This window comes from Sphingobacterium rhinopitheci, from assembly GCF_022627575.1.
GTDB lineage: Bacteria > Bacteroidota > Bacteroidia > Sphingobacteriales > Sphingobacteriaceae > Sphingobacterium > Sphingobacterium rhinopitheci.
This window is the reverse complement of record NZ_JADEYQ010000003.1, coordinates 363,777-384,994: the sequence shown is the minus strand read 5'-3', so window position 1 is coordinate 384,994 and position 21,218 is coordinate 363,777. Positions and strand designations below refer to the sequence as shown.

33 protein-coding genes are annotated in these 21,218 nt (G+C 37.1%); all 33 read left to right on the top strand.

The features are described 5' to 3' along the window. The first annotated feature begins 191 nt into the window (after positions 1-191). The 33 genes from IP023_RS06530 to rpsM all read left to right on the top strand — a co-directional run bounded on the left by IP023_RS06530 (position 192) and on the right by rpsM (position 21,217). Positions 192-428 (top strand): acyl carrier protein, encoded by a 237-nt coding sequence (locus IP023_RS06530; protein ID WP_241789454.1) that lies wholly within the window; start codon positions 192-194, stop codon positions 426-428. A gap of 27 nt (positions 429-455) precedes the next feature. Beyond that, positions 456-1,709, top strand: coding sequence for a beta-ketoacyl-ACP synthase II (fabF, locus tag IP023_RS06525; protein ID WP_241789453.1), 1,254 nt, complete (start codon positions 456-458; stop codon positions 1,707-1,709). 75 nt (positions 1,710-1,784) lie between these two features. Further along, positions 1,785-2,522, top strand: coding sequence for a ribonuclease III (rnc, locus tag IP023_RS06520; protein WP_241789452.1), 738 nt, complete (start codon positions 1,785-1,787; stop codon positions 2,520-2,522). 56 nt (positions 2,523-2,578) lie between these two features. Continuing rightward, positions 2,579-3,961 (top strand): histidine--tRNA ligase, encoded by a 1,383-nt coding sequence (hisS, locus tag IP023_RS06515; RefSeq protein ID WP_241789451.1) that lies wholly within the window; start codon positions 2,579-2,581, stop codon positions 3,959-3,961. A 170-nt stretch (positions 3,962-4,131) separates the two neighbouring features. Then, complete coding sequence (pdhA, locus tag IP023_RS06510; RefSeq protein WP_241789450.1) at positions 4,132-5,127, top strand: pyruvate dehydrogenase (acetyl-transferring) E1 component subunit alpha; 996 nt, start codon at positions 4,132-4,134, stop codon at positions 5,125-5,127. A gap of 43 nt (positions 5,128-5,170) precedes the next feature. Beyond that, positions 5,171-6,778 carry a dihydrolipoamide acetyltransferase family protein gene (locus IP023_RS06505; RefSeq protein WP_241789449.1) on the top strand — a complete coding sequence of 536 codons (1,608 nt, stop codon included), beginning with the start codon at positions 5,171-5,173 and terminating at the stop codon, positions 6,776-6,778. A 129-nt stretch (positions 6,779-6,907) separates the two neighbouring features. Beyond that, the gene (locus IP023_RS06500; RefSeq protein ID WP_241789448.1) at positions 6,908-8,083 is read left to right on the top strand and encodes a serine hydrolase domain-containing protein; all 1,176 of its coding nucleotides are present in this window, start codon (positions 6,908-6,910) and stop codon (positions 8,081-8,083) included. A 21-nt stretch (positions 8,084-8,104) separates the two neighbouring features. Next, positions 8,105-8,464: a CoA-binding protein gene (locus tag IP023_RS06495; RefSeq protein WP_241789447.1), complete on the top strand. Its 360-nt coding sequence runs from the start codon at positions 8,105-8,107 to the stop codon at positions 8,462-8,464. 504 nt (positions 8,465-8,968) lie between these two features. Continuing rightward, positions 8,969-9,586: a 50S ribosomal protein L3 gene (gene rplC / locus IP023_RS06490; RefSeq protein ID WP_241789446.1), complete on the top strand. Its 618-nt coding sequence runs from the start codon at positions 8,969-8,971 to the stop codon at positions 9,584-9,586. A gap of 5 nt (positions 9,587-9,591) precedes the next feature. Further along, positions 9,592-10,221 carry a 50S ribosomal protein L4 gene (gene rplD / locus IP023_RS06485; protein ID WP_241789445.1) on the top strand — a complete coding sequence of 210 codons (630 nt, stop codon included), beginning with the start codon at positions 9,592-9,594 and terminating at the stop codon, positions 10,219-10,221. A 1-nt stretch (position 10,222) separates the two neighbouring features. Next, positions 10,223-10,513, top strand: coding sequence for a 50S ribosomal protein L23 (rplW, locus tag IP023_RS06480; RefSeq protein ID WP_241789444.1), 291 nt, complete (start codon positions 10,223-10,225; stop codon positions 10,511-10,513). 7 nt (positions 10,514-10,520) lie between these two features. Further along, the gene (gene rplB, locus IP023_RS06475) at positions 10,521-11,348 is read left to right on the top strand and encodes a 50S ribosomal protein L2 (RefSeq protein ID WP_241789443.1); all 828 of its coding nucleotides are present in this window, start codon (positions 10,521-10,523) and stop codon (positions 11,346-11,348) included. Next, positions 11,348-11,614, top strand: coding sequence for a 30S ribosomal protein S19 (gene rpsS, locus IP023_RS06470; protein ID WP_132777943.1), 267 nt, complete (start codon positions 11,348-11,350; stop codon positions 11,612-11,614). Before rplB ends, rpsS begins: the two co-directional genes overlap by 1 nt. A gap of 9 nt (positions 11,615-11,623) precedes the next feature. Next, positions 11,624-12,055, top strand: a complete 432-nt coding sequence (gene rplV / locus IP023_RS06465) for a 50S ribosomal protein L22 (RefSeq protein ID WP_241789442.1) — start codon at positions 11,624-11,626, stop codon at positions 12,053-12,055. Between the two features lie 11 nt (positions 12,056-12,066). Then, a complete protein-coding gene (gene rpsC / locus IP023_RS06460; protein ID WP_241789441.1) occupies positions 12,067-12,867 on the top strand; it encodes a 30S ribosomal protein S3 in 801 nt (266 codons plus the stop codon). 59 nt (positions 12,868-12,926) lie between these two features. After that, the gene (gene rplP / locus IP023_RS06455) at positions 12,927-13,349 is read left to right on the top strand and encodes a 50S ribosomal protein L16 (protein WP_241789440.1); all 423 of its coding nucleotides are present in this window, start codon (positions 12,927-12,929) and stop codon (positions 13,347-13,349) included. A gap of 91 nt (positions 13,350-13,440) precedes the next feature. Beyond that, entirely contained in the window at positions 13,441-13,659 is a 219-nt protein-coding gene (gene rpmC / locus IP023_RS06450) for a 50S ribosomal protein L29 (protein WP_241789439.1), read from the top strand. 13 nt (positions 13,660-13,672) lie between these two features. Then, the gene (gene rpsQ / locus IP023_RS06445) at positions 13,673-13,927 is read left to right on the top strand and encodes a 30S ribosomal protein S17 (RefSeq protein WP_066754754.1); all 255 of its coding nucleotides are present in this window, start codon (positions 13,673-13,675) and stop codon (positions 13,925-13,927) included. A gap of 1 nt (position 13,928) precedes the next feature. Then, entirely contained in the window at positions 13,929-14,297 is a 369-nt protein-coding gene (gene rplN, locus IP023_RS06440; RefSeq protein ID WP_225551593.1) for a 50S ribosomal protein L14, read from the top strand. Positions 14,298-14,299: 2 nt separating this feature from the next. After that, entirely contained in the window at positions 14,300-14,641 is a 342-nt protein-coding gene (gene rplX, locus IP023_RS06435; RefSeq protein ID WP_262914378.1) for a 50S ribosomal protein L24, read from the top strand. Then, entirely contained in the window at positions 14,641-15,210 is a 570-nt protein-coding gene (gene rplE / locus IP023_RS06430; RefSeq protein WP_241789438.1) for a 50S ribosomal protein L5, read from the top strand. The genes rplX and rplE overlap by 1 nt, the downstream gene beginning before the upstream one ends. After that, positions 15,203-15,472 (top strand): 30S ribosomal protein S14, encoded by a 270-nt coding sequence (gene rpsN, locus IP023_RS06425; RefSeq protein WP_241789437.1) that lies wholly within the window; start codon positions 15,203-15,205, stop codon positions 15,470-15,472. Before rplE ends, rpsN begins: the two co-directional genes overlap by 8 nt. Before the next feature lie 146 nt (positions 15,473-15,618). Further along, entirely contained in the window at positions 15,619-16,017 is a 399-nt protein-coding gene (gene rpsH, locus IP023_RS06420; protein ID WP_262914377.1) for a 30S ribosomal protein S8, read from the top strand. 24 nt (positions 16,018-16,041) lie between these two features. Continuing rightward, the gene (gene rplF / locus IP023_RS06415; protein WP_241789436.1) at positions 16,042-16,596 is read left to right on the top strand and encodes a 50S ribosomal protein L6; all 555 of its coding nucleotides are present in this window, start codon (positions 16,042-16,044) and stop codon (positions 16,594-16,596) included. Between the two features lie 5 nt (positions 16,597-16,601). Further along, a complete protein-coding gene (gene rplR / locus IP023_RS06410) occupies positions 16,602-16,955 on the top strand; it encodes a 50S ribosomal protein L18 (protein WP_241789435.1) in 354 nt (117 codons plus the stop codon). A 12-nt stretch (positions 16,956-16,967) separates the two neighbouring features. Then, the gene (rpsE, locus tag IP023_RS06405; protein WP_241789434.1) at positions 16,968-17,486 is read left to right on the top strand and encodes a 30S ribosomal protein S5; all 519 of its coding nucleotides are present in this window, start codon (positions 16,968-16,970) and stop codon (positions 17,484-17,486) included. A gap of 5 nt (positions 17,487-17,491) precedes the next feature. Continuing rightward, entirely contained in the window at positions 17,492-17,671 is a 180-nt protein-coding gene (gene rpmD / locus IP023_RS06400) for a 50S ribosomal protein L30 (protein WP_241789433.1), read from the top strand. Between the two features lie 116 nt (positions 17,672-17,787). Then, positions 17,788-18,234 carry a 50S ribosomal protein L15 gene (rplO, locus tag IP023_RS06395; RefSeq protein WP_241789432.1) on the top strand — a complete coding sequence of 149 codons (447 nt, stop codon included), beginning with the start codon at positions 17,788-17,790 and terminating at the stop codon, positions 18,232-18,234. 3 nt (positions 18,235-18,237) lie between these two features. Continuing rightward, positions 18,238-19,572 (top strand): preprotein translocase subunit SecY, encoded by a 1,335-nt coding sequence (gene secY / locus IP023_RS06390; RefSeq protein ID WP_241789431.1) that lies wholly within the window; start codon positions 18,238-18,240, stop codon positions 19,570-19,572. An 8-nt stretch (positions 19,573-19,580) separates the two neighbouring features. Further along, the gene (gene map / locus IP023_RS06385) at positions 19,581-20,363 is read left to right on the top strand and encodes a type I methionyl aminopeptidase (RefSeq protein ID WP_241789430.1); all 783 of its coding nucleotides are present in this window, start codon (positions 19,581-19,583) and stop codon (positions 20,361-20,363) included. A gap of 77 nt (positions 20,364-20,440) precedes the next feature. Beyond that, a complete protein-coding gene (gene infA, locus IP023_RS06380; RefSeq protein ID WP_225551602.1) occupies positions 20,441-20,659 on the top strand; it encodes a translation initiation factor IF-1 in 219 nt (72 codons plus the stop codon). A 35-nt stretch (positions 20,660-20,694) separates the two neighbouring features. Beyond that, positions 20,695-20,811 carry a 50S ribosomal protein L36 gene (gene rpmJ / locus IP023_RS06375; protein ID WP_241789429.1) on the top strand — a complete coding sequence of 39 codons (117 nt, stop codon included), beginning with the start codon at positions 20,695-20,697 and terminating at the stop codon, positions 20,809-20,811. 28 nt (positions 20,812-20,839) lie between these two features. After that, a complete protein-coding gene (gene rpsM / locus IP023_RS06370) occupies positions 20,840-21,217 on the top strand; it encodes a 30S ribosomal protein S13 (protein WP_241789428.1) in 378 nt (125 codons plus the stop codon). The last annotated feature ends 1 nt before the right edge of the window (position 21,218 follow it).

Below are 21,218 nucleotides of genomic sequence, written 5' to 3'. Positions count from 1 at the left end.
ATTAAGTGAAAGTTTTTTTGTATAAATATGTTACTTTTTGTATACTTGGTAGTATAATAGTTACATGGGCTAAATGCTTAGTGTTGTATTTGTTACGTTCTTTATTTTCACTGAAAAATTAAAAAGGTTTGATTTTTGGTGAAATTTATTTTTCTTTGCACAGATTTATTAAACAATTAAATTATAGAATCATGTCAGATATCGCATCAAGAGTAAAAGCAATTATCGTTGAAAAGTTAGGTGTAGACGAAAACGAAGTGACACCAGAAGCTTCATTCACGAATGATTTAGGTGCAGACTCACTTGATACAGTTGAGTTGATCATGGAGTTCGAGAAAGAATTCAACGTTGCAATTCCTGATGACCAAGCTGAAAACATCAGCACTGTTGGTCAAGCAATTGATTATTTAGAAAAAAACGTTAACTAACTAATTTTATTAGGCCAAATATAATAAATGGAGCTTAAGAGAGTAGTTGTAACAGGATTAGGCGCACTTACACCTATCGGAAATACGTTACCCGAATTTTGGGAAGCGTTGATCAATGGTGTAAGTGGGGCTGCTCCTATTACGCATTTTGATGCGTCAAAATTTAAAACTCAGTTTGCCTGTGAGGTAAAGGGTTTCGATCCACATGAATTTATGGATCGCAAGGAAGCACGTAAAGTGGATCCTTTTGTTCAGTATGCGATTGCTTCCACAGATGAAGCTGTGAAAGACGCAGGACTAGACTTTGATAAGCTAGATAGAAACCGTATTGGCGTTATTTGGGGGTCAGGAATTGGCGGACTTACTACTTTTACAGAAGAAGTAGCTAATTATGCACGTGGCGAGGGTACTCCTCGTTTCAATCCTTTCTTTATTCCAAAGATGCTTATTGATATTGCACCAGGTCACATTTCTATGAGACATGGTTTAAGAGGTCCTAACTTCTCTGCAGTGTCTGCTTGTGCTTCTTCTACCAATGCTATGATTGATGCTTTTACGTATATCCGTATGGGTAGAGCTGATATTATTATCACTGGAGGATCTGAAGCTACAGTCAATGACGCTGGTATTGGAGGATTTAATGCTATGCATGCACTTTCTACAAGAAACGACGATCCTAAGACAGCATCACGACCATTCGATAAAGATCGAGATGGTTTTGTATCTGGTGAAGGTTCGGGTGCTATTATATTAGAAAGTCTTGAACATGCATTGGCTCGAGGAGCAAAAATCTATGCTGAAGTAGTTGGTGGCGGTATGAGTGCAGATGCACATCATATTACATCATCGCATCCCGAAGGGTTGGGCGCTAAGTTAGCAATGACTATGGCTATCAATGATGCGGAGATGCAATTTTCAGATATCGATTATATCAATGTTCATGGCACATCTACACCAGTAGGTGACGTTAGTGAAAGTAAAGCGATAGTAGATTTATTTGGCGAGCATGCATATAAGTTAAATATTAGCTCGACAAAATCAATGACAGGACACTTGTTAGGTGCCGCAGGAGCTATTGAAGCTATTGCTTCAATTATGGCTGTAAAGCATGATATTGTACCTCCTACAATAAATCACTTCACGGACGATCCAGAGATTGATAATAAATTGAATTTTACGTTTAATACGGCTCAAAAACGTGTAGTAAATGCGGCTTTGAGTAATACATTTGGCTTTGGCGGGCACAATGCTACTGTCATCGTTAAGAAGTATAAACCGTAATGAACTATTGAAAAAATATTAAGGATGAATAGGTAGTTTCTTCAGCTACCTATTCTTCTTTTTGCTGATTTTTGTATGTCTATAAGACTTTATAAATTATATCTTTCCTCTAATAGAGCTTATTATAAGAAGTTAAAGAATATCTTAGGTTTTGTGCCGGGTAATCTGAAGCTTTATCACATGGCTTTTAGGCACAAATCTGTTGCCAAACCGATCAAAGAAGGTGTAAAGAATAGTAATGAGCGTCTAGAGTTTTTAGGTGATGCAGTGCTTGGTTCTGTTGTGGCAGAGTTGTTATTTAAGCTTTATCCTTATAAAGATGAAGGTTTCTTAACAGAAATGCGTTCGAAGATAGTTTCTAGATCCAACCTGAACTTATTGTCTCGAAAGTTAGGTTTTGAAAAGCTTATTCAGTACGATTCTAGGATGATTTCGTATCCTAGTAAACAAGGGTCTTTGTTGGGAGATGCTTTTGAAGCATTAATCGGAGCAGTATATTTAGATAAGGGTTATCAGTTTACGCGTGAATTTTTGTTGACGCGTATTATAAAGCCTCATGTAGATATTCATACTTTAGAAAATACGGAGACAAACTTTAAAAGCCGTTTGATTGAATGGTGTCAACATGAAGGCAAAGAGGTTAGTTTTGTGCAGGTAGATAATCCCGAGGGAGAGTCAGCAAAAATGTTTAGTGTTCAAGTGGTAGTAGCTGGTGAAGTCTGTGGTTTGGGTAGAGACTTCAGCAAAAAAAGTGCTGAAAAAATAGCCGCAGAAAAGGCCTGTGAGTTTTTGAGAATATTAGAGACTGTTTAATTTCACAATAGCGCAATCTTTTTTTCTTATTCACTTTGTTATCTTACCTTTGCGGTATGGCAGCAATAAAACCATCATTAGCAAAAGGAACTCGTGATTTCTCTCCTGTCGAGATGGAGAAAAGAAATTACATCTTTAATACATTAAAAACCGTATTCAAAAAATTTGGATACAGTGAAATTCAGACTCCATCATTTGAAAATTTATCTACCTTAACAGGTAAATATGGTGATGAAGGGGATAAATTAATTTTTAAGATCCTTAATTCTGGAGATTATTTATCTAAGGCATCCACTGCTTTATTAGAGGAAAAAAACTCTACTAAGTTAATACCTCAAATTTCAGAAAAAGCATTACGCTATGACTTGACAGTGCCATTCGCGCGTTATGTTGTGATGCATCAAAATGATATAGCTTTACCTTTCAAGCGTTTTCAGATTCAACCTGTTTGGCGTGCAGATCGTCCGCAGCGAGGTCGTTATAGAGAATTTTACCAATGTGATGTTGATGTTGTAGGTTCTGACTCTTTATTGAATGAAGCAGAGTTTATATTGATTTATCACGAAGCACTAAAAGCTTTGGGGCTTAAGGATTTTACTATTAAAATTAATAATAGAAAGATACTTACGGGTATAGCTGAGATAATTGGTAAGCCCGAGTTAATTGTCGATATGACGGTAGCCATTGATAAATTGGATAAAATCGGACTTGACGGTGTTAATAAGGAATTACTAGAAAGAGGTTTTGCGCAAGAAGATCTTGATATTTTAAAACCAATCATTCTTTTAGAAGGTACAAATTATAATAAATTACAAGCCCTTAAAACTGTTCTCGCTTCTTCGGATAATGGATTAAAAGGTATTCAAGAAATTGAAGAAGTATTTGCATATATAAAAGCTTTTGGAGCTAACGATAGTGTCTTAGATACATCTGTAGAGGTGGATATTACCTTAGCACGTGGGTTGAACTATTATACAGGTTGTATTTTTGAAGTCAAGACCAATGAAGTAGCGATGGGTAGTATTGGTGGTGGTGGTCGTTACGACGATCTTACAGGGATGTTTGGATTGAAAGATTTGACGGGTGTTGGTGTGTCGTTTGGGGCTGATCGTATTTACGATGTTTTGGAAGAATTAAACCTTTATCCTGTATCTAATGCGACCAATACAAAATTACTTATCGTAAACTTTGATAAAGAAATAGAGAAATATACATTGCCTATTTTAGGGCGTTTGCGTCAGGAAGAGATAGCTGTTGAGCTTTATCCGATAGCTGCAAAGTTGAAAAAACAGATGAGTTATGCCGATGCAAAAAATATTCCTTTTGTGTTGTTGGTAGGTGAGGAAGAGCAACAATCTGGTTTGTTAACCTTAAAAAATATGGAAAGTGGTGATCAAATAAAGGTGACGATTGAAGATTTGATCGATAAGTTGAAATAAGATTTTGTGTAAACAGATATTTACAATTGGGAATGTTTGTTTAGCATGGCTTTAACAATTGTTTTATCCAAATATGACAAAAATTACTTAATTACTGCATTTAAATACGTCAAACTATCGAGATAAATTATTAGATTTGTAGTCGGTTAAGTAAGAAACAATACTTTATAATGAGTTCAACACCTATAACAAAAGAAACATATCTAGAGTGGTATAAGTCAATGTTACTTATGCGTAAATTTGAAGAAAAGGCAGGTCAATTATACGGACAACAAAAAATCCGTGGATTTTGTCATTTGTATATCGGTCAAGAGGCTGTAGTAGCTGGAACCGTTTCTGCAACTAGACCTTCAGATACATTTATTACATCTTATCGTGATCACGCTCAAGCATTAGCGAAAGGCGTTTCTGCGGATGCATGTATGGCTGAATTGTACGGTAAAGCTACTGGATGTTCTAAAGGTAAAGGTGGTTCAATGCACTTTTTCTCTAAGGAGCATGGCATGATGGGTGGACACGGTATCGTGGGCGGCCAAATTCCTTTAGGAGCTGGTCTTGCTTTTGCTGAAAAATATTTAGGTACTGACAATGTTAATGTTTGTTTCATGGGTGATGGCGCAGTGCGTCAAGGAGCTTTGAATGAAACATTCAATATGGCTATGCTTTGGAACTTGCCTGTAATCTTTGTTTGTGAGAACAATGGCTATGCAATGGGTACTTCGGTAAAGCGTACGACTAACATGCAGGATATTTATAAAATTGGTTTAGGTTTTGATATGCCAAGTATGCCTGTAGATGGTATGGATCCAGCAGCAGTTCATAATGCGATGGATGAGGCAGTTCAACGTGCTCGCGCAGGTGAAGGCCCTACGTTTTTAGAGATACGTACCTACCGTTATAAAGGTCACTCGATGTCAGATCCTGCTAAATATCGTACTAAAGAAGAATTAGAAGAATATAAAGGAAGAGATCCATTGTTATCTACAAAGCATGCTATCTTAGAAAATAAATATGCTGATGATGCTTGGTTTGCAGCTGTAGAAGCAGAAGTAAAACAAGTGGTAGAAGCTTCCGTAAAATTTGCTGAAGAATCCCCTTATCCATCAGTAGATGAATTGTACAAAGATATTTATGTGCAAGAGGACTACCCATTTGTAATGGACTAATTCAATATTAATAAGGTTTTTAGAGACAATCGACTATAAATACATGGCTGAAGTAATTAAAATGCCTAAAATGAGCGACACCATGACAGAGGGTGTGATCGCGAAATGGCACAAACAAGTAGGTGATAAAGTAAATTCGGGCGATCTTGTAGCAGAGATCGAAACGGATAAAGCAACAATGGATTTTGAGTCTTATCAAGAAGGTACATTGTTATATATTGGTCCTAAAGAAGGCGAATCAGTAGCTATTGATGCTGTAATAGCTGTATTGGGCGAACCAGGTGAAGATTTTCAAGCTTTATTGTCTGCTGATGCGGCTCCTGTTGCAACAGAAGACGTTAAAGAGGAAGTTGCAAATACTGAGGCACCTGTGACAAGCACAGTTACTCCTGAAGAATTGGGTTGTACTGTTGTTACTATGCCATTATTGAGTGACACTATGAAGGAAGGTGTTATTGCACAATGGAACTTCAAAGTAGGTGACTCTATTAAATCGGACGATGCTATTGCAGATGTAGAAACTGATAAAGCGACTATGGAAGTAACAGCTTATGCTGATGGTACGTTATTGTACGTCGGTTTAGAAGCTGGTGAAGCAGCAAAAGTAAATGATATCATTGCTATTGTAGGCCCTGCAGGTACAGATATTACGCCTTTATTGAACCAAAAAACAGCGGCTTCGGCACCTTCAACTCCAGTAGTAGAAGAGAAAGAAGAAGTTGCTGCTGCTAATAGTCCAGTTGCGGCGTCTACTTCTACAGATGATTCTAGAGTTAAAGCTTCTCCTTTAGCGCGTAAAATCGCCAAAGACAAAGGTATTAACTTGAATGATGTAAAAGGTTCGGCTGACGGTGGACGTATCGTGAAGAAAGATGTAGAAAACTTTGTTCCTACAGCTGTAGCTGCTCCTGCAGCAGAAACTGTAAAATCTGAATCAAAAGGTATTACGCTTCCTACAGTAGTTGGAGAAGAGAGATATACAGAAGTAAATGTTTCACAAATGCGTAAAACAATCGCTCGTCGTTTAGGAGAGTCATTGTTTACAGCACCACATTTCTATTTGACAGTAAGTATCGATATGGATAATGCTATCGCTGCTCGTGCTCAGATTAATGAGGTTGCTCCTGTGAAGATTTCTTTCAATGATATGGTAATTAAAGCTGTTGCGGCTTCATTGAAAAAACATCCTGCTGTTAATTCATCATGGCAAGGTGATAAAATCAGATTCAATGAACACACTAATATTGGTGTAGCTATGGCTGTTGAAGATGGCTTATTAGTTCCTGTTGTTCGTTTTGCGGATGGTAAGACATTGTCTCATATCTCAGCTGAAGTGAAAGATTTCGCAGGTAAAGCTAAAGCTAAAAAATTAACCCCTGCTGATTGGGAAGGATCTACATTTACAGTATCTAATTTAGGGATGTTTGGTATTGATGAGTTTACATCTATTATAAATTCTCCTGATGGTGCTATTCTCTCTGTAGGTGCTATTCAGCAAATACCAGTTGTTAAAAATGGCGCAGTGGTACCAGGTAATGTTATGAAATTAACATTAGGTTGTGATCACCGTGTTGTAGATGGTGCGACCGGTGCCCAATTCTTACAAACATTAAAAGCTTTATTAGAAGCGCCGATTCGTTTATTGGCATAATTAATAATTCGTACATATTTATAAAAGGAAGCGACTTTATCTTAATAAAGTCGCTTCCTTTTTTGGTTTAATAAGTAGTTTTTATTAGACTTGCTATATTGAATGTTTAGCGCTAAAAAAAACTATTTCGTGAGAATCCTATATTATTATTTATTTATTTCCATCTTTCTTTTTTCTTGTAAAAGTGAAGCTAAAAAACAAGAAGAAATTCTACAATTGCAAGCTAATCTTGATAGCATTGCTTTATTATATGATCCGTCACAAGTCGATCCCCGGATTGATGAGTTTATGCATAAGCTGCATAATCGTTCCGCATTTAATGGGAATGTATTAATCGCAAAAAAGGGGAAGATTTTATATCAAAACTCTTTTGGTTGGGCTAATTATTTGATGAGAGATAGTTTGAATATTGATTCTAAGTTTGAATTAGCATCTGTCTCCAAAACGTTTACTGCGGTTGCGACTTTGCAGTTGATTGAACAAGGTAAGTTACGCCTTGAAACGCCTGTTGATTCATTGTACCCTGGATTTCCATTTCCTGGAGTCACTGTAAGACATCTTTTGACACACCGTTCGGGGTTGCCGAACTATGTATACTATGTAGATAGGATATGGAAAGATAAGCGTAAGGGGATGTCAAATAATGAAGCTATTAATTTGATTATTGAAGGTAAACCTAATAGAGAAGGTAAGCCTGATGGAAGATTTCATTACAATAACTCTAATTATATGCTTTTAGGTGCAATTATAGAGAAAGTTTCTGGCAAGGATTTTGATATTTATATGCAAGAGAATATTTTTCAGCCGATAGGTATGAAGAATACAGCTGCATTATCTAAAGTTAAATACGATAAAATTCCTACTAATGTAATCGGTCATGATAAGGTTTGGCGTAGATCTGTAGTGCAAGATTATTTGGATGGTACAGTCGGTGATAAGGGTATATATAGTACCGTTCGCGATATGTATTTGTTCGATAGGGCGCTAAAGGATGGTAGATTATTAGATACAGCAGTGTTAGATTCTGCTTACAAACCTCGCTCTGAAGCAAAAAGAGGCGCCTTTAGTTATGGCTATGGCTGGCGTACTTTTAATACACCTAATGCTAAAGTGGTGTATCATACAGGTTGGTGGCATGGTTTTAAAACTCTTTTTGTTCGAGATTTAACCAATGATGTGACTATTGTTCTATTGTCAAACATGGCGAATGGTAGTTTAACAAACTTAGATGAATTATATAAAATATTGGAAATGCCAGTTTTAAGGCAGAATGCGTATGACTCTAATGGTGGTTATACGGAGTAAATAAATCATAAATACTTAAATATGAAAAAAACTTTAGTTTTGGGAGCTAGTACTAATCCGGCAAGGTACTCTTATTTGGTCGCTAATAAGTTGTTTCGTAAAGGCTATCCAATTGTAAATGTCGGTCGTAAGATAGGAGAGGTGGCTGGTGTCGCTATAGAATCTCCAGATTATATTTATACAGATATAGATACTATTACAGTATATATAGGTGCTAATAATCAACCTGCCTATTATGATTATATTTTAGCAACAAATCCTAAGCGTGTCATTTTTAATCCTGGAGCTGAGAACGAAGAGTTAGAGAAAATGTTGCAAGATAAAAATATAGAAACTATCAATGCATGTACGTTGGTAATGCTCAATACGGGGCAATATTAATATTTAAATAAATACTATTGTGCGGAAGCGCAATTTTAAAAGGTCTTGCTGTCATTTGTAGCAAGACCTTTTTAGTAATTATCCTATTTTTTTACGGAAATTTATGTTTTCACTGTAAGTGGTCGTATAATGGAAGCTGCTGGTTATTATTTAATTTGTCTATTTGTCTTTATTGTGTGCGGTGTACGTGTGTTGTTATTTTTGTGGGCTTATATGAAGTACGGAATTTCTGTGCTTTAGCTATTAATGCCATCTATGCGCTATTAAGGAGGTCATTGTTTGATCTATTGTACCATCTCTAAGTTAAAATATTCACCTATTATAGAATTTGCTTTTTAAGTAATTAGCGTTTTTCATTTATTATTGGAAAAATATTAAAAAATAATCAGCTAATTATTTGATAGTTATAAAATTCTTTGTACTTTTGCAGTCCCTTATTGGGGGAAATGTGTCTTGAGCGAAGCCCTACTGCTTCGATGGACTTTAATTAATTTAATTTATAACATGTCAGGAATTATTGGTAAAAAAGTAGGAATGACCAGCCTGTTCAACGCTGATGGGAAGAACATCCCATGTACAGTAATCGAGGCTGGGCCGTGCGTGGTAACGCAGATACGTACGGTAGAGAAGGACGGCTATTCGGCTATTCAACTTGGCTATGATGATGCCAAGGAGAAGAATACGTCGGCTCCTTTAAAAGGACACTTCGCGAAAGCGGGAGTAACTCCTAAGCGTAAACTAGTTGAATTCAAAACTTTTCAAGATGAGAAACAACTAGGAGACACAATTGATGTAACTTTATTTGCTGAAGGCGAGTATGTAGATGTAGTTGGTACTTCTAAAGGTAAAGGTTTTCAAGGTGTAATGAAGCGTCACGGATTTGGTGGTGTAGGTGGTGCGACTCACGGTCAGCACAACAGACTACGTGCTCCAGGTTCAATTGGTGCTGCTTCATGGCCTTCACGTGTATTCAAAGGAATGCGCATGGCAGGTCGTATGGGTGGTGACAGAGTGAAAGTTCAAAACTTACAAGTATTGAAAGTTTACGCTGACAAAAACCTTATTGTTGTTAGTGGCTCTATACCAGGAGCTAAAGGTTCTTACGTAATCTTAGACAAATAGTAGAGATGGAAGTTAAAGTATTAAATTTATCAGGTAAAGAAACAGGTGCCAAGGTGCAACTGCCTGAAGCAGTTTTCGGTGTAACTCCAAACGACCATGCTATCTATTTAGATGTGAAACAATACTTAGCGAACCAACGCCAAGGTACTCACAAGTCTAAACAACGTAACGAAATCTCGGGTTCTACTCGTAAATTACACAAACAAAAAGGTACTGGTGGTGCTCGTGCGGGTTCTATCAAATCTCCATTGTTTAATGGTGGTGGTCGTGTATTCGGTCCTCAACCTCGTGACTACAGCTTTAAATTGAACAAAAAATTAAAGCAAGTAGCTCGTAAATCAGCGTTATCTTACAAAGCACAAGAAAACAATGTTGTCGTTTTAGATGCAGTTACTTTTGACTCTATCAAAACTAAAAACTATGTTGCTTTAGTAGACGCGTTGAATTTGGCTGACGAAAAAACTTTATTGGTTTTGCCAGCTTATGATAACAATGTTTATTTATCAAGCAGAAATTTGAAGAAAGCAAAAGTTATAGTAGCAGCAGAGTTAAATACATATGATGTATTGAACGCTACTAAATTATTGTTAACTACAGACACTGTTAAAACTTTGGAGGAAGCATTAGCTAAGTAATATGGAAATTATTAAAAAACCTATCTTAACTGAGAAAGCTTCAATGTTAACGGAAAAATTAAACCGTTATGCTTTCAAAGTAGATCACAGAGCGAACAAAATTCAGATTAAAACAGCTATTGAAGCTATGTTTGGTGTTACAGTAGTAGCAGTAAATACAGCGGTAGTTGCGGGTAAAGCAAAAAGCCGTAACACTAAAGCTGGTTTAGTATCTGGTAGAGCTCCTAAGTATAAAAAAGCTATCATTACAATTAATGATGGTGAAACTATTGACTTTTACAGTGTTATATAATTAAAAAATGGCAGTTAAAAGATTCAAACCGGTAACCCCTGGTACGCGTTTCAGAGTAGGCGCTGACTATTCTGACGTTACTACAAACGTTCCTGAGAAAACATTAGTAGTAGGTGCAAACAAAAGATCAGGCGGTCGTAATAAAACCGGTAAAATGACTATGCGTTATATTGGTGGTGGACACAAAAAAGTTTACCGTATCATTGATTTCAAACGCGATAAAAAAGAAATCCCAGCAACAGTTGCCACTATCGAGTACGATCCAAACCGTACTGCACGTATTGCTTTATTGCACTACGCTGATGGTGAGAAACGTTACATCATCGCTCCTACAGGATTACAAGTTGGTATGACTGTAATTGCAGGTGAGAAAGTTGCCCCAGAAGTTGGTAATACATTGCCATTAGCAAACATTCCTTTGGGTTCTATCATCCACAACATCGAATTGAACCCTGGTCAAGGTGCTTCAATCGCGCGTTCGGCTGGTACTTATGCTCAATTGTCTGCGCGTGATGGTAAATATGCAATTATCAAATTACCTTCAAGCGAAGTTCGTATGATCTTATTGACATGTGTTGCGACTATCGGTTCAGTATCAAATGCTGAAAAAGCTAACCAAGTATTAGGTAAAGCTGGTCGTAAACGTCACTTAGGCCGTCGTCCTCGTGTACGTGGTGTTGCTATGAACCCTGTCGATCACCCTATGGGTGGTGGTGAAGGTCGTACTTCAGGAGGTCACCCTCGTTCACGTACAGGTGTGTTAGCTAAAGGCTTCAAAACACGCGACAAGAAGAAAGCATCAAATCGTTACATCATTGAAAGAAGGAAAAAATAATGGCTCGTTCAATTAAAAAAGGTCCTTATATCGATCATAACTTGGAAAGAAAAGTTCTTTCTCAGAATGAAACTAACAAAAAATCGGTAATCAAGACATGGTCTCGTAGATCAATGATTTCACCTGATTTTGTTGGCCATACCTTCGCAGTGCACAATGGGAATAAATTTATCCCTGTTTATGTAACAGAAAATATGGTCGGTCACAAGCTTGGTGAATTTGCGCCTACGCGTACATTCAAAGGCCACGCAGAAAAGAAAAAATAATAATAGGTAATGGAAGCAACAAAAAAACTTAAAAAGTCTGTCTTAATAAGACAACGCAAAGAGCAGGAAAAAGCTCAAGTAGGAGGAGCCTCTACTGCCAAATTATTAAATTGCCCTACTTCTCCTCGCAAGATGCGTTTAGTAGTGGATCTTATCCGTGGCGAGAAGGTAGAAAACGCTCTTTATATTCTTAAGCATTCAAGCAAAGAAGCGGCAGCACGTGTTGAAAAATTGTTATTATCAGCAATTAAAAACTGGGAAGCTGCAAACGAAGGTTCTTCGGTAGCTGATAGTGCTTTGATTGTAAAAGAAGTATCTGTAGGTGGTGGTCGTCAATTGAAAAGATTGCGCCCAGCTCCACAAGGTCGTGGTTATAGAATTCGTAAGCGTTCTAATCACGTTACTTTGATAGTAGATAGTTTAAATAACGTTAACAACTAATTTATTATAGAATGGGACAAAAAGCAAATCCAATAGGTAGCAGGTTAGGTATCATCAAAGGATGGGATTCTAATTGGTTCGGAGGAAAAAACTATTCCGATAAATTAGTTGAGGACGAAAAAATCAGAAAATATCTTTCTGTTCGTATCGCTAAAGGTGGTGTAGCAAAAGTTGTTATCGAAAGAACTTTAAAACGCATTACAGTTACGATTCACACGGCTCGTCCAGGAATCGTTATTGGTAAAGGTGGTCAGGAAGTTGACAAGATCAAAGAAGAGTTAAAGAAATTGACTAAAAAGGATGTTCAAATTAACATCTTCGAGATCAAGCGTCCAGAATTAGATGCTAAGTTAGTAGCAGAAGGTGTAGCTAAGCAATTAGAGGCACGTATTTCATTCCGTCGTGCAATGAAAACTTCTATCGCTTCAACAATGCGTATGGGTGCAGAAGGTATCAAAATCATGTGTTCAGGTCGTCTTGGTGGTGCTGAGATGGCGCGTACAGAGCAATACAAAGAAGGAAGAACTCCTTTGCATACATTGCGTGCTGATATCGACTATGCTTTAGCAGAAGCTTTAACTACTTACGGTAAAATTGGTATCAAAGTATGGATCTGTAAAGGTGAAGTTTACGGTAAACGTGACTTATCTCCTAACATTGGTCAAACTTCTAACACTAAAACTCGTGGTGGTAACGAAGGCGGTGCAGACCGTCGTGACAACCGTGGTGGAAACCGTGGTGGTCGTCGTGACAACAACAATCGTGGTGGAAACCGTGGTGGAAACAACCGTGGTGGTGCTAATAAAGGTTAATTAAATAATAAGATTTAAAAAATATCCCATCTTAGATGGGATTTAAATAAAATTCGAACATGTTACAGCCAAAAAGAACGAAGTTCAGAAAGATGCAGAAAGGCCGTATGAAAGGTAATGCTTCACGTGGAGTAGAATTAGCTTTCGGTTCTTTCGGTATCAAGTCACTGGAAGAAGCATGGATCACTAGCCGTCAGATCGAGGCAGCTCGTATTGCGGTAACACGTTTTATGAAGCGTGAAGGTCAAGTATGGATCCGTATTTTCCCTGACAAACCGGTTACTAAAAAGCCTGCAGAGGTACGTATGGGTAAAGGTAAAGGTGCTCCTGAGTATTGGGTAGCAGTTGTACGCCCAGGCCGTATGTTATTTGAAGCAGAAGGTGTGCCTTTAGAAGTTGCTAAAGAAGCATTACGTTTAGCTGCTCAAAAATTACCGGTACAAACTAAGTTTGTTATACGTAGAGACTACGTTGAAGCATAAAAATCGTTGGTAATGTCAATTGTTAGCCTCGCGACCGTTACTCGCGAGGCAATATATAACTAAGCGATAACCCAGCATAAAACTGAAAAAAATGAATAATTCAGAAATCGTAGAATTAACAACAGAAGGTTTAACAGCTAAGCTTGTAGAAGAAAAAGCTGCTTTAAACAAGTTAAAATTTGCACACGCTGTTTCTGCTATCGAGAATCCAAATATTCTTAAAGCAGCTCGCAAAAATATCGCTCGTATCTCTACAGAGATTTCGAAACGTAAAAACGCAGCAAAATCTGAAACAGCCTCTGAGGCGTAAAAATTAAGTCGAAATGGAAAGAAATTTAAGAAAAACAAGAATCGGCTTAGTAGTTAGCAATAAGATGGACAAATCTATCGTAGTTACAGTTGAGCGTAAAGTGAAACACCCTATCTACGGTAAATTCGTTAAGAAAACTACTAAATTTAAAGCTCATGACGAAACTAATACCTGCGGTATCGGCGATACGGTATTAATTATGGAAACTCGTCCGCTGAGTAAGACAAAGAACTGGAGATTAGTAGAAATTTTAGAAAGAGCTAAATAACATGGTACAACAAGAATCAAGACTTAATGTAGCTGACAATAGCGGTGCTAAAGAAGTTTTAGTAATCCGTGTATTGGGTGGTACGCGTAAGCGTTATGCATCAATCGGTGATAAGATTGTTGTATCTGTGAAGAGCGCTACACCTTCAGGAAACGTGAAAAAAGGATCAGTTTCTAAGGCAGTAGTTGTTCGTACGAAAAAAGAAATCCGTCGTAAAGATGGTTCTTACATTCGTTTCGATGACAACGCTGCAGTATTATTAAATAATAACGATGAACCTCGTGGAACTCGTATTTTCGGCCCAGTGGCTCGTGAATTACGTGAGAAGCAGTTCATGAAGATTGTATCACTAGCACCGGAGGTTTTATAATTATGGCACAAAAAACAAAAACAACTCACAAAATCAAAATTAAAAAAGGTGATTTAGTGAAAGTTATCGCTGGTAACTCTAAAGGTGTTCAAGGAAAAGTATTGCAAGTTTTAGTGGATGCTAACAGAGCTATCGTTGAAGGCGCTAACAAAGTTAAAAAACACACTAAACCAAGCGCAGCTAATCCTCAAGGTGGTATTATCGAGAAAGAGGCTGCTATCAACATCTCTAACTTAGCTTTAATCGACGCTAAAACGGGTGAAACAACTCGTATTGGCCGTAAAGTTAATGCAGAAGGAAAAATTGTTCGTTACGCTAAAAAATCAGGGGAGGAAATTAAATAATGACTTACGTACCAAGATTAAAAGCAAAATATGCGGAAGAAATTCGCACTTCGCTTAAAGAAAAATTCCAGTATAAAAGCGTTATGCAAGTTCCGAAACTTGAGAAAATAGTTGTATCACAAGGTGTAGGTGCTGCTACTGCAGACAAAAAATTAATTGACAACGCTATCGCTGAGTTAACTTTGATTACTGGTCAACAAGCTGTTGCAACAAAATCAAAGAAAGATATCTCTAACTTCAAACTTCGTAAAGGAATGCCTGTTGGTGCTCGTGTTACATTACGTGACAACATGATGTTTGAATTTTTAGATCGTTTGATCGCTGTATCTTTGCCTCGTATCCGTGATTTCCGCGGTATCAATGATAAGGGTTTTGATGGAAGAGGTAACTATAACTTAGGTATCACTGAACAAATTATTTTCCCAGAGATTGATATTGATAAAATCAATAAAATTTCCGGTATGGATATTACTTTCGTAACTTCTGCTGGAAACGATATCGAAGCTTTGGAATTATTAAAACAATTCGGTTTACCATTCAAAAATCAAAATACGAACAACAATGGCTAAAGAAGGAGTAAAAGCACGCGAAGTAAAGCGTCAGAAATTGGTAGCTAAATTTGCAGCTAAACGCGAAGCGCTTAAAGCAGCTGGTGATTACGCTGGATTAGACAAATTACCAAAAAATGCTTCACCTGTACGTTTACACAACCGTTGTAAATTAACAGGACGTCCTAAAGGATATATGCGTCAATTTGGTATCTCTCGTGTAACATTCCGTGAGATGGCATTAGATGGAAAAATCCCGGGGGTTAAAAAAGCTTCTTGGTAATTTCATAAAAAAAAATTACTTTTGCCCGGATAAATCCTGAGAACGGATTTATCAGGGTTTTTTTGCATTGCAAAAATTTTTGTTAACCGATAACAGGTCTTCGCGATGAAGAACCGAAGAAACCGTTGTCATAATATTATATCATAATGAATACAGATCCAATAGCGGATTACCTTACACGAGTAAGGAATGCCATTAAGGCCAACCACAGGGTTGTTGAAATTCCTGCATCGAACCTTAAAAAAGAAATTACTAAAGTTCTTTTTGATAAAGGTTACATTGCTAATTACAAATTCGTAGAAGAAGGACCTCAAGGTTCTATCAAAATTGCGTTAAAGTATAACCCAATTAGCAAAGTACCGGCTATTCGCACTTTGACACGTGTGAGTAAACCTGGTTTGAGAAAGTATGCAAGTGTTGATAACTTACCTCGCGTTTTGAACGGTTTGGGTATTGCTGTTTTGTCAACTTCTAAAGGAGTTATGACAGATAAGGAAGCTCGCTTACAGAATGTAGGTGGTGAAGTACTATGTTTCGTTTATTAATCTAGGAAAAAAACACACAAGAAAATGTCAAGAATTGGAAAAGCACCTATCGCTATTCCTTCGGGAGTATCGGTAACTGTATCAGATAAGAATCTGGTAACAGTTAAAGGTCCTAAAGGTGAATTAACACAAAAAGTAGATAGCGACATTACAGTTACAGAAGAAGATGGTAACATCATCGTAGCTCGTCCTACAGAACAAAAGAAACACAAAGCATTACACGGTTTATACCGCTCATTAATCAGTAACATGGTTATCGGTGTAACCGAAGGTTACAAAACTACGCAAGAGTTAGTCGGTGTAGGTTACCGTGCTTCAAACACTGGTAATACATTAGAGTTAACATTAGGTTTCTCTCACCAGATCGTTTTTGTATTGCCAAAGGAAATTACTGTTATAACAACTGCTGAAAAGGGTAAAAACCCAACTATCACATTGGAGTCAATTGACAAACAATTAATCGGACAAGTAGCCGCGAAAATCCGCAGCTTCCGTGCGCCAGAACCATACAAAGGTAAAGGTGTTAAGTTCGTAGGTGAAGTATTAAGAAGAAAAGCAGGTAAATCAGCTAAAAAATAATAACCATGGCAGGAAGTAAAACATCTCGCAGAGAGCGAATCAAAAAAGGAATTAGAAAAACCCTAGCTGGAACAACTGCACGTCCACGTTTATCAGTTTTTAGATCTAACAAAGGTATCTATGCGCAAGTAATTGATGATTCTACAGGTAAAACTTTGGCTTCAGCTTCAAGCTTAGCAAAAGATTTCGTAGAAGCTGGTAACAAAGTAGATCAATCTAAAGCTGTAGGTAAATTAGTTGCCGAGAGAGCAGTAGCAGCAGGTATTAGCAAAGTAGTTTTTGACCGTAATGGGTACTTATACCACGGCCGTGTTAAATCATTGGCAGAAGGTGCTCGCGAAGGCGGTTTAGACTTTTAATCGATAGAAAAAATGGCATTAAGCAATATTAAAAGAGTAAAATCAAGCGAAATTGAATTAAAAGATCGCTTAGTAAGCATCCAACGCGTAGCTAAAGTAACTAAAGGTGGTCGTACTTTCAGTTTCTCTGCTATCGTTGTTGTTGGTGACGAAAACGGTATCGTTGGTTATGGTTTAGGTAAAGCTAAAGAGGTAACTGAAGCGATCACTAAAGGTATCGATGATGCTAAGAAAAACTTAGTAAAAGTTCCTATTATTCACGGTACAGTTCCTCACGAGCAGTATGGTAAATATTCAGGTGGTTCAGTATTAATTAAACCAGCTGTAGGTGGTACAGGAGTATTAGCAGGTGGTGCAATGCGTGCAGTATTAGAATCAGCTGGTATTAAAGACGTATTAGCTAAATCATTAGGATCATCAAACCCGCACAACGTAGTGAAAGCAACTATTGATGCATTATCAAGTATGCGTGATGCATATACAGTAGCTCAGCACCGCGGTGTCGATTTAAATAAAGTATTTAACGGTTAATTATCATGGCAAAAATCAAAATCACCCAGATAAAGAGCGTTATCGACAGAAGCGAGCGCCAAAAGAAAACTATTGAGGCATTAGGTTTGAAAAGAATCAATCACTCAGTAGAATTGGAAGCTACAGCAGCTATTATCGGAATGGTACGTAAAGTAAACCATTTGGTAGCTGTAGAAGCAATCTAAAAAAGTATACTATGGAAAGGATCTTGATCCTTTCCATTAGTTATTTATAATTTATTTGTTAATCGTTGTGTCCTGTTTAGTGAAAGCGAAGGCGCAACATAATCTTAGTTTAAAAGATGAACTTAAGTAATTTAAAACCAGCATTTGGTTCAACAAAAAACAGAAAACGTATTGGTCGTGGTCAAGGTTCTGGTCGTGGTGGTACTTCTACTCGTGGTCATAAAGGAGCTGGATCTCGTTCAGGTCACTCTACTAAAATAGGCTTCGAAGGTGGTCAAATGCCTTTGCAACGTCGTGTACCTAAGTTTGGTTTCAAAAATGCTAATCGTGTAGAATATAATGGTGTAAACTTAGATGTTTTACAAGCATTAGTAGAGAAACACAATTTAACAGTTGTTGATTTTGATACATTAAAAGCACATGGTTTAGTTTCTAAAAATGACTTAGTTAAAATTTTGGGTCGTGGCGAGTTTACTGCTAAAGTTGAAGTTAAAGCGCATGCATTTTCAGCTACTGCTCAAAAAGCTATTGAAGCAGCAGGTGGTTCTACCGTAAAACTTTAATACATGAAAAAACTAATCACAACCTTAACCAATATATGGAAAATCGAAGATTTACGTAATCGTATTATAAATACATTACTATTTCTTCTTATTTATCGTGTGGGATGTCACGTGGTATTACCAGGTGTTAATCCTGATGCGTTAGTTACACAGCAGAAGGAGGGTCTTTTAGGGATCTTGAATATGTTTTCAGGAGGTTCCTTTTCTAGATCTGCCATTTTTGCTTTAGGCGTTATGCCGTATATTTCTGCATCGATCGTTGTACAATTATTGGGGATTGCTGTTCCTGCGTTTCAAAAAATGCAAAAGGAAGGTGAATCGGGTCGTAAAAAAATGAATCAGATAACTCGTTATTTGACATTAGCAATTACTATTGTTCAGGCTATCGCATATGTGAAAACACAAATCGAACCAGGAGCAAAAACAATTGCTGATCCTATGTTTACTATTCTTTCGGCTTTAGTTTTGACTGCGGGTACATTGTTTGTGATGTGGTTGGGTGAGAAAATCACCGATAAGGGTATTGGTAATGGTGTCTCTCTAATTATCATGGCGGGTATCATTGCTCAACTTCCTGCAGGTATTGCGCAAGAATGGGCTTCACGCATGAGTGGAGGTGGTGGTATTATTCCTTTATTGATTGAGGGAATTGCTTTATTCTTTGTAGTTATATTTACTATTTTGATTGTACAAGGGGTACGTAAAATCCCTGTGCAGTATGCAAAGAAAATTGTAGGTAATAAACAAGTGGGCGGTGTTCGTCAGTATATACCGTTAAAGGTTAATGCTGCTGGGGTAATGCCTATTATTTTTGCGCAAGCAATTATGTTTTTACCGATGTCTTTAGGACAGTTTTTCCCGACTCTTCAATCTGACTTTCTAACTGCTTTGACAGATTTTACCTCGATAGAGTATAATGTGACATTCGCAATATTAATTATTGCTTTTACGTTCTTTTATACGGCTATTATGGTTAATCCGCAGCAGATGTCTGAAGATATGAAGAAAAATGGAGGTTTTGTACCAGGTATTAAACCAGGATATGATACGAATTTGTTTATAGATAATGTAATCTCTCGTATTACTTTCCCGGGTGCTATCTTTATTGCGATTATCGCAATACTTCCTTCTATCGCGAGTGCAGCTGGTGTAAATAATCAATTTGCACATTTCTATGGAGGAACATCTCTATTAATTTTAGTAGGTGTTGTATTAGATACACTTCAACAAATTGAATCTCATTTATTAATGCGTCATTATGATGGATTGATGAAAACGGGACGTGTTAAAGGCCGTTCTGCAGTAGGTGTTGAAGGATATGATAAATCAGCTATTTAATTCTTTAGATGTCTAAAGTTATATATAAAACTGAAGAACAAATCGAGCAAGTGCGAGAGTCAGCAAATGTACTTTCGCAGTTGCTTGTTGAAATTGCCAAGGTTATTAAGCCAGGTATGACTACCTTAGAATTAGATGCTTTAGCATTTGAGTTTATTAAGGATAACGGTGGTACACCTGCATTTTTGAATTATCATGGCTTTCCTAATTCATTATGTATATCTGTCAATGATCAAGTAGTGCATGGTATTCCATCTAACTACATTATTAAGGACGGTGATTTAGTTTCTGTTGATGGGGGAGTAAATCTTAACGGTTTTATTTCGGATTCGGCATATACGTTTGGAATAGGTGAAATTTCAAAAGAAGCACAATCTTTGCTTGATGTTACGAAAGCTTCCTTACAGAAGGGCGTTGAGCAGGCTGTTGCAGGAAAAAGAGTAGGGGATATTTCTTCAGCTATTCAAGAGTATGTTCAACCTTACAATTTCGGAATCGTTCGTGAATTAGTAGGGCACGGTGTGGGACTTCATTTGCATGAAAAACCCGAAGTGCCAAATTACGGTAAGCGTGGTTCTGGTCCAAAATTAGATAAAGGTCTTATTATTTGTATTGAACCGATGATCAATGCAGGTAAAGCTGGTGTTAAGTTTTGGGATGACGGATGGACGGTTAGTACGGTCGATGGTAAATTATCTGCTCACTTTGAACAGATGGTAGCTATACGAAAAGGAACACCAGATATTTTGTTAAATTTTGAAGCGATTGAAAAAGTTTTGAGTGAAAAGTAGTTGGTATTCAATATTTTTTATTTATCTTTGCACTCCTGTTAACTGCAGGTTGTGTGAATTAAACAAGTATTTGATTTATGGCTAAACAAGCCTCTATAGAACTAGACGGTGTTATCAGAGAAGCATTATCTAATGCTATGTTCCGTGTAGAATTAGAAAATGGGCATGAAATTATTGCGCATATTTCTGGCAAAATGCGAATGCATTATATCAAAATTCTACCTGGAGACAAAGTGAAATTAGAAATGTCTCCGTATGATTTAACTAAAGGAAGAATAACATATCGTTATAAATAGATATTGCTCTGAGAGGAGCTTAACAATTTAGTAAAATGAAAGTAAGAGCATCAGTAAAAAAACGTAGTGCGGATTGTAAAATTATCCGTCGTAAAGGAAAGATTTTTGTAATCAACAAAAAGAACCCTAAGTATAAACAACGTCAGGGATAATTAATTAAAAAATCGCTTAAAATTTTATATGGCAAGGATATCAGGTATAGATTTACCTAAAAACAAGAGAGGTATTATTGGCCTTACCTACATTTTTGGTGTTGGTCGTAATACTGCGGCTTATATCTTAGAAAAAGCAGGTATTAGTCAAGACGTGAAAGTTTCAGAGTGGAACGATGATCAATTAGCAGCTATTCGTACAATCATCAACGATGAGATCAAAGTAGAAGGTGCATTGCGTTCTGAGGTTCAATTGAACATCAAACGTTTGATGGATATTGGTTGTTACCGTGGTTTACGTCACCGTAAGCATTTACCAGTTCGTGGTCAACGTACTAAAAACAACTCACGTACACGTAAAGGTAAACGTAAGACAGTTGCAAACAAGAAAAAAGCTACTAAATAAT